Source organism: Salipiger aestuarii, assembly GCF_003259905.1.
Classification (GTDB): domain Bacteria; phylum Pseudomonadota; class Alphaproteobacteria; order Rhodobacterales; family Rhodobacteraceae; genus Salipiger; species Salipiger aestuarii.
In genome coordinates, this window is sequence record NZ_QLMG01000049.1 from 23,956 (window position 1) to 30,564 (window position 6,609).

Consider the following 6,609-nt stretch of genomic DNA (forward strand, 5'->3'; position numbering starts at 1 on the left):
GACGCCGCCGAAAGGCCGAGCGGGTTTATGCGGGCGGTTCCCCGTGTGATGACAATTCTTATCGCCATCGCCACTGCCGCCTTCTTTATCTACACCGCCTGGTACGGCAGCTATCCCGCGCTGGTCCAGCGCTCGATCCTGCTGGGAGCGGCGATGTGTCTGGTCTTTCTCGGTCGCTTGCAGAGCATCCCGGCAGACGGTGTGAAAAACAGGGCGCTGTCCTTGGCGCTTTACCTGGCCGCGTTGTGCAGCGTGGTGACGCTCGGCTTTATCGTGGTAAATTTCCAAGCCATTGCCGAAAGTTCGGGCTTTTTTGGCCAGACCGAAGTGGTGTTGGCGACGATCATGATCGTGACGCTCCTGTTCGCCACCTGGCTTTCCTTTGGCCCGGCGCTGCCGATCATCGCGATCTGCTTCCTGCTCTATGCCCTGTTCGGACGAGAAATGCCGGATATCCTGTCGCACCGCGGGCTGAAATGGAGTTCTCTGGCGGCCGGAAACTTCCTGACCACCAAGGGCGTTTTGGGTGTGCCGCTGGGCGTGGTGGCCGACGTGGTGCTGTATTTCCTTCTGTTCTCGTCTTTCCTGGCGGCCACCGGAGCGTCGGACACATTCGTGCGTCTGTCGCAATTGATGGTCGGCCGGATGCGCGGCGGGCCGGCGAAGATCGCGGTGGTCGGCAGCGGGCTGCTTGGCAGTATTTCGGGGTCGGCCGTGGCCAATGTGGCGGCCAGCGGCACCTTCACCATTCCGATGATGAAGCGCGTGGGCTATTCACCAAAGTTCGCCGGCGCCGTCGAGGCGGTGGCGTCTTCCGGGAGCCAGTTGATGCCGCCCGTCATGGGGGCGGCGGTGTTCATCATGGCCGACATGCTTCAGGTCGGTTACGGCACCATCATTCTGGCCGCCTTGTTCCCTGCGATGATCTATTATCTGAACCTGTTTCTGATTGTGGATCTGGAGGCGGGCAAGAGGGGCCTGCGGGGGCTCGACAGCTTTGAAAAGGCAAAGGCACGCGAACTCCTGAAGGATTCAGGATACCTGCTGGCGCCGCTGGCGGTGCTGTTCGGCATGGTGATGATGCAGTATTCGCCGCGCTATGCCGCGCTGCTGTCGCTGGCGCTGTTGCTGGCGCTCAACATGCTGCAATCGCGCCATCGGCTGTCGTTTCGTGCCATGGTCAATGCATTGGTAGACGGTATGACCAGCGTGGCACCCGTAGCCGTTGCGGTGGCGGTGGCCGGGATCGTCGTGGGTGTGGTCGAAACCACCGGGCTGGGGTTGAACCTGACCACGATCATGACCCAGGTGGCCGAAAACTCGCTGCTGCTCCTGTTGATCCTCACCATGGTCAGTTCGATCGTGCTGGGGATGGGGCTGCCGACGGTGGCCTGCTATATCATCCTTGCCCTGATCATCGCGCCGGTGATGGTGCGGCTGGGCGTACCGCCGCTGGCAGCGCATATGTTCGTGTTCTATTTCGGGACGCTGTCGGCGATCACACCGCCGGTCGCGCTTGCGTCTTTCACCGCCGCCGGTATCGCCGGTGCCGCACCGCTCGGCACCTCATTCACCTCACTGCAAATCGCGCTGCCGGCCTTTCTGATGCCGTATATATTCGTCTATCAGCCGGGCCTGCTGTTCCAAGGCGATGTCCTTGCGCTGATCGTGCCGTTGTTCAATGCGGCGATCGCGGTGGTCGGTCTGTCGGCTGCGACGGTCGGCTATTTTCGCGGCCCCGTCGGCCTGTTTCGCCGTGCCCTGTTTCTGTTCGGGGCGCTGATGGCCTTTGCTCCGGATCATCTGACAGACCTGCTGGGCGCACTTCTGATCGCGCTGTCCATCGGTATAGGCGAGTTCAAACGGCGACGGTCAGCCCTGAGTTCCGCGACCACACTATGAACGACACTTTTCGCATGGACCATCAAAGGAGGATAAGATGACCGTGATATCAAAGAAAGGCAGTCTGTGGGCTGGGCTGTTGGGGCTGGCGGCAACGTGCACGTTCGGCACGATGACGCTTGCGCAAGACAGGACAGAGCTTGGCCTCGCGACGTCGGCCAGCGGCGGTACCGGCTACATGTACGCCGTGGCCGTGGCCACCGTGGTGAACGAGGACAGCGAAGATCTGAAGATCACGCCTTTTCCCAGTGCCGGCGTCGTTGAAAACGACCGCCTGCTGCGCGGGGATGAAGCGCAGTTGATTCTGCACACCGGAGGAGAGGCGTATGATTCCTACCGGGGCAAGGGTCGATATCCCTCGGCAGCGACCGATCTGAGGGCGATCCTTCCGATCTATGCCTCCCTTGTCCAGATTGTCGCGTCGGCAGACACGGAGGCCGCGCGCCCCGGAGATTTGAAAGGAAAACGCGTCGGCCTGGGCGAGCCGGGCTCCTCTGCCAACACCTATGTGCGGCAGGCGCTGGAAGCCGAAGGCGTAAAGGACGGGGATTATGATGCGCGCCCCAACAGCCTGACGGAACAGGTCGCCGGGGTCCGCGATGGCAATCTCGACGTTCTGTCCACCGTGATGGGCGCCGGCGCGCCCGCGCTTCAGGATCTGGCCACAAGCCGCGATGTGCGCTGGATTTCGGTCTCTTCGGACACGCTGCAGGCTGTCATGGAAATGAACCCCCCCGGCGCGGTTGTTCCGGTCACTATTCCAGCGGACACCTACGCGGGCCAGGACAGCGCCGTGCAGACCTTCGGTGTGCCGATCTGGATCATGGGGCGGGCCGACCTGCCTGACACTGCGGTGACGCAGATACTCACTCGGTTCTTGGGCAACATGGATCGCGCGAGCGAAGTCCATCCGATCGTCAAAAACACGACGAAGGACTTCGTGGCGGGCGCGACGCCGCCGGTGCCATGGCATGACGCGGCCGTAAACGCCTTGAAAGAGACGGGCTATGCGCCGCTGCCTTTCAAGGAATGATGGAAAGACCTAATTCGGGGGATGGCTTGAATTAAATAGGCTTGCTAATTCCGCCAAAAATCCAAGCCGTTTCCTGAATTGAAAACGGCTTGTTTCAAGAAGCAAAACGCCAGAAGCAGGACTTTTGGCACCTATTTTTTTCTGCAAAAATTCCATAGAAACAAGGCGGTGACGGGTCATTCTTTTTCTTTCTGCATCCAACATATCTGGCTTGTCATATCTAACTTACAGTTGTTAGAATTTGTATTAGCGGTGCTTGTCGACTCAAATGGGAGGAAACGTCACAATGCAATTCCAGCCAACCGAAGACCAAAAGGCGTTTCGCGAAACCGCGAGACGATTCGCAGCCGAGAAATTGGCACCCGGTTATCTACAGCGTGCCACCGAGCATCGTTTCGACCGCGCGCTAATCAAGGAAATGGGTGCGCTCGGCCTGATCGCTCCGGACCTGCCGGAGCGATTTGGCGGCCTTGGCGAAAGCTTCGTGACAGCCGGCTTGGTCACCGAGGAAATCGCTCGTGGCGATTTCAATGTCAGCTATGTGCAGTTGGTCGGTTCGCTAATGGGCGGCATGGTGGCCGAACATGCCTCCGAGGACATCGCATCGGAATGGCTTCCCAGGGTGGTGTCGGGCGATGCGATCATCGGAATTGGCCTGACCGAGCCGCGCGGCGGATCGGATGCGGCGAACCTGATCCTGAAGGCCGAGAAATCCGGCAACGGCTGGCGGCTGAATGGTGAAAAAACCTCGATCAGCTTTGCCGAACAGGCCGACGCGGCGGTGGTCTTTGCCCGCACCGGCGCTCCCGACAGCGGAGCGCGCGGAGTCAGCGCGTTTTTCGTCGATCTGAACCAGGACGGCATCAAGCGCACCCATTTCGACGACATCGGCACCAAGCCTGTCGGGCGCGGATCGCTGTTCTTCGACGATGTATATGTGCCGGCCGAAAACATGATGGCCGAGCAGGGCCGGGCTTTCGGCACATGCATGGCGGGGTTCGACTATTCCCGCGCGCTGATCGGGCTGGAATGCCTCGGCGCGGCGCAGGCGTCGGTGGATGAAACCTGGGCCTATGTCCAGGAACGCGAGGCGTTCGGCGCGCCCATCGTGCAGTACCAGGGCGTCAGCTTTCCGCTGGCCGAGGCCGAAACCCAACTGACCATGATGCGCCAGCTTTGCTACTATACGCTGGATCTGCGCGACCGTGGCCTGCCCCACACCTCCGAGGCGGCGATGTGCAAATGGTACCTGCCCAAAACCGCCTGCGAGATCCTGCACCAGTGTCTGATCCTGCACGGACATTATGGCTATACCACCGACCTGCCGCATCACCAGCGTTACAACGACGTTCTCGGCCTGCAACTCGGCGACGGCACCGCGCAGGTCCAGAAGCTGGTGATCGCCCGCGAAAAGGCCGGGCGGGTGGCGCTTCAGTATGACAAGAAGGCGAAGGGAGCGGCCTGACGAACCTTGAGGTTAACATGCGGGGCCTTCCATCAAGGCCCCGCCGCGCCGAACAGCGTGATTGCGTCGGGTCTGCCGAAGTCGGGCTCCCGGCCTCGCGCGCAGTCGAAGCTCTACACATGATTGTCGCGGAAACCTGAACCGTTCGGAACCATTGACCTGCCATCCCGAAGAAAGACGCAGATCGCCTTTCTCTGGCGCGACCGAAACGAGGCATGGAATCACTGACAAACGTTGGAAGCCGGCGAAAGACCGGACAACTTCACAACTAAGGAGGAATGACATGAAACTCTTTTCCCATCTTGCGGCGGTCGCTTTGGCCGCCATCGTGGCGTTGGGTGCCAGCGAAATCTCAGCGCAAGAGAAGGAGCCGGTGAAATTCGGACTGTGCTTTGACCTCAGCAAGTCCTATACATTCATTTCGCCACAGGTCGCGCAGGCGGCGCAGGACTTGGCAATGTATACCAACCTGAATGGCGGCATCGACGGCCATCCGGTCGAGATGATTGTACGCGATCACGGTAACGAGCCCCAGCGCGGTGTTGAATGCTATGAGCAACTCAAGCGCGAAGGTGTGTTTATCTTCTACATGCTTTCGACGCCAGTAACCAACGCCGTCCTGCCGCGAGTGATGCGGGACGAGAATATTCTCATGCAGTCGTTCTCGGGCAGAGCGGATGCGGTGGACGGCGATGTGTTCGAGTGGGTATTCCCGGTGGGCCCGACCTACTGGCAACAAGCCGCGAACGACATTGCCTTCATCAAGACCCAGATGGGCGACGATCTGAACGACGCCACGATCGGGTTCATCTATTTCGACTTCCCCTTCGGTCAGGAGCCGATCGAAATCCTCAAAACTCTCTCGGAGAAGGAAGGGTTCGATCTGGAACTGTATCCGGTTCCGCTTCCGGGGTCTGATCAGTCTGGCGCCTGGAGCAGAATCCGTCGTGACAAGCCCGATTACGTGATCTCATGGATGCTGGGTGGTGGTCATGTCGTTGCTTCGAAAGAAATAGCGCGCAACAGGTTCCCGATCGACCGGTATATCTCCGTTGACTGGATCAACGAGGTGGATATCGCCAATATCGGCACCGAGACAGCCATAGGTATCCTGCGCGGGACCAACGTGGCCGGCGGTCAGGACATTCCCTTGGTAAAGACCATGCTCGAGACGCTCTATGCGAATGGCAAGGGCAGCGGACCTGAAAAGCATGTGCGAGACGTCCACTACAACAAGGGGCTTGCGGTTTACTCCGTAGCGATCGAAGCCGCACGCATTGCGGTCGAGCAGAATGGTTGGCCGCTCACCGCCGAGAGCATGAAGGCAGGCTACGAAGCGATAAAAAACTACGATGCCGGCGGAATCATGTCCCCCGTCACGGTGACCACCAAGGATCACGGTGGAGGCGGAAAAACCCGTATCGAGCAGTGGGACGGCGAGACCTGGGTTCCCCTGACCGACTGGAATGCCGACTACCTCGATGTTGTGTGGGAAGTGATCGCGGAAAGCTCGTCCAAATTCTCACTGGAATGACCGAAGGTAAGCTTCATAACCAGCACATGACGACGGCAGCCAGTGCGCATGCGGACAGGAAGATTTAGGGGCGCATGTCGTAGCGTGTTGGGACGCGCCGCCAGTCCTTGAGCCGGGCGAAGCTGTTTCTCGATCCTGTGGAGCTTGCGATATCGGGCTTTGCCGAGGGGGATCGGCCCCTTGCGGTCCTTTCGGGAAGGGATGCTCTGGGTTATCCCCTTGTCTTCAAGGACTTCACGATACCAGTCGGCATCGTATCAACGGTCTGCCAGCATGTGTTCGACGGGAGGAGCGCTGGCCGACCGTCAGAAAGGGGTCTGATGCCGGAGGGGGCAGAATCCGACGTTAAGACGATTTGGTCGCCTTTTGGGGCTCTTTTGCACAAAGCCCGTGAGGGATTCACCTCTTGAATCCAGGGTGATAGCTGGGGGGCCATGAGCAGTCCGACACCCCCCAGCTACAAGAACAAGAACTGGCGGGCCTCTCATGAAGCGCTGAAGCGCCGGGGCTCGCTGACGATCTGGTTCGATGCCGAGATGACATGGGAGGCCAGGCCGACCGGAACGCGCGGCCGACAGCGCACCTATAGCGACGCTGCGATCCAGGCCTGCCTGACGATGAACGTGCTGTTCGCCATGGCGCCAAGGCAGACGACAGGCTTCGTCGAAAGCCTTC

6 protein-coding genes and 1 pseudogene are annotated in these 6,609 nt (G+C 59.9%); 5 read left to right on the forward strand and 2 right to left on the reverse strand.

The window, feature by feature from the left end; translation table 11 throughout:
* Window positions 1-48: 48 nt before the first annotated feature.
* Both ATI53_RS18915 and ATI53_RS18920 read left to right on the forward strand, forming a co-directional pair.
* Window positions 49-1,902, forward strand: a complete 1,854-nt coding sequence (locus tag ATI53_RS18915) for a TRAP transporter permease (RefSeq protein ID WP_170134621.1) — start codon at window positions 49-51, stop codon at window positions 1,900-1,902.
* Between the two features lie 37 nt (window positions 1,903-1,939).
* A complete protein-coding gene (locus ATI53_RS18920; protein ID WP_111551106.1) occupies window positions 1,940-2,935 on the forward strand; it encodes a TAXI family TRAP transporter solute-binding subunit in 996 nt (331 codons plus the stop codon).
* A 9-nt stretch (window positions 2,936-2,944) separates the two neighbouring features.
* Here ATI53_RS18920 and ATI53_RS23445 read toward each other — a convergent pair whose 3' ends face one another.
* Entirely contained in the window at window positions 2,945-3,115 is a 171-nt protein-coding gene (locus tag ATI53_RS23445; protein WP_170134622.1) for a hypothetical protein, read from the reverse strand.
* A 106-nt stretch (window positions 3,116-3,221) separates the two neighbouring features.
* On the opposite strand from ATI53_RS23445, the gene ATI53_RS18925 reads away from it, so the two are divergent.
* Together ATI53_RS18925 and ATI53_RS18930 are read left to right on the forward strand one after the other, a co-directional pair.
* A complete protein-coding gene (locus tag ATI53_RS18925) occupies window positions 3,222-4,400 on the forward strand; it encodes an acyl-CoA dehydrogenase family protein (protein ID WP_111551107.1) in 1,179 nt (392 codons plus the stop codon).
* A 283-nt stretch (window positions 4,401-4,683) separates the two neighbouring features.
* Window positions 4,684-5,934: an ABC transporter substrate-binding protein gene (locus ATI53_RS18930; RefSeq protein WP_009505019.1), complete on the forward strand. Its 1,251-nt coding sequence runs from the start codon at window positions 4,684-4,686 to the stop codon at window positions 5,932-5,934.
* Between the two features lie 64 nt (window positions 5,935-5,998).
* Here ATI53_RS18930 and ATI53_RS24065 read toward each other — a convergent pair.
* A pseudogene (locus ATI53_RS24065) lies at window positions 5,999-6,209 on the reverse strand (IS5/IS1182 family transposase); the annotation flags it as partial.
* A gap of 159 nt (window positions 6,210-6,368) precedes the next feature.
* Between ATI53_RS24065 and ATI53_RS18935 the strand changes: the two are divergent.
* The coding region (locus ATI53_RS18935) for a transposase (RefSeq protein WP_211315405.1) at window positions 6,369-6,609 on the forward strand (241 nt) is incomplete at its 3' end.

Excerpts from the sequence above, each read along its gene's own strand:
- ATI53_RS18915 (WP_170134621.1), top strand. The coding sequence starts at position 49 with ATGACAATTCTTATCGCCATCGCCACTGCCGCCTTCTTTATCTACACC.
- ATI53_RS18930 (WP_009505019.1), top strand. The coding sequence starts at position 4,684 with ATGAAACTCTTTTCCCATCTTGCGGCGGTCGCTTTGGCCGCCATCGTG.
- ATI53_RS18920 (WP_111551106.1), top strand. The coding sequence starts at position 1,940 with ATGACCGTGATATCAAAGAAAGGCAGTCTGTGGGCTGGGCTGTTGGGG.
- ATI53_RS18925 (WP_111551107.1), top strand. The coding sequence starts at position 3,222 with ATGCAATTCCAGCCAACCGAAGACCAAAAGGCGTTTCGCGAAACCGCG.
- ATI53_RS23445 (WP_170134622.1), bottom strand. The coding sequence starts at position 3,115 with ATGACCCGTCACCGCCTTGTTTCTATGGAATTTTTGCAGAAAAAAATA.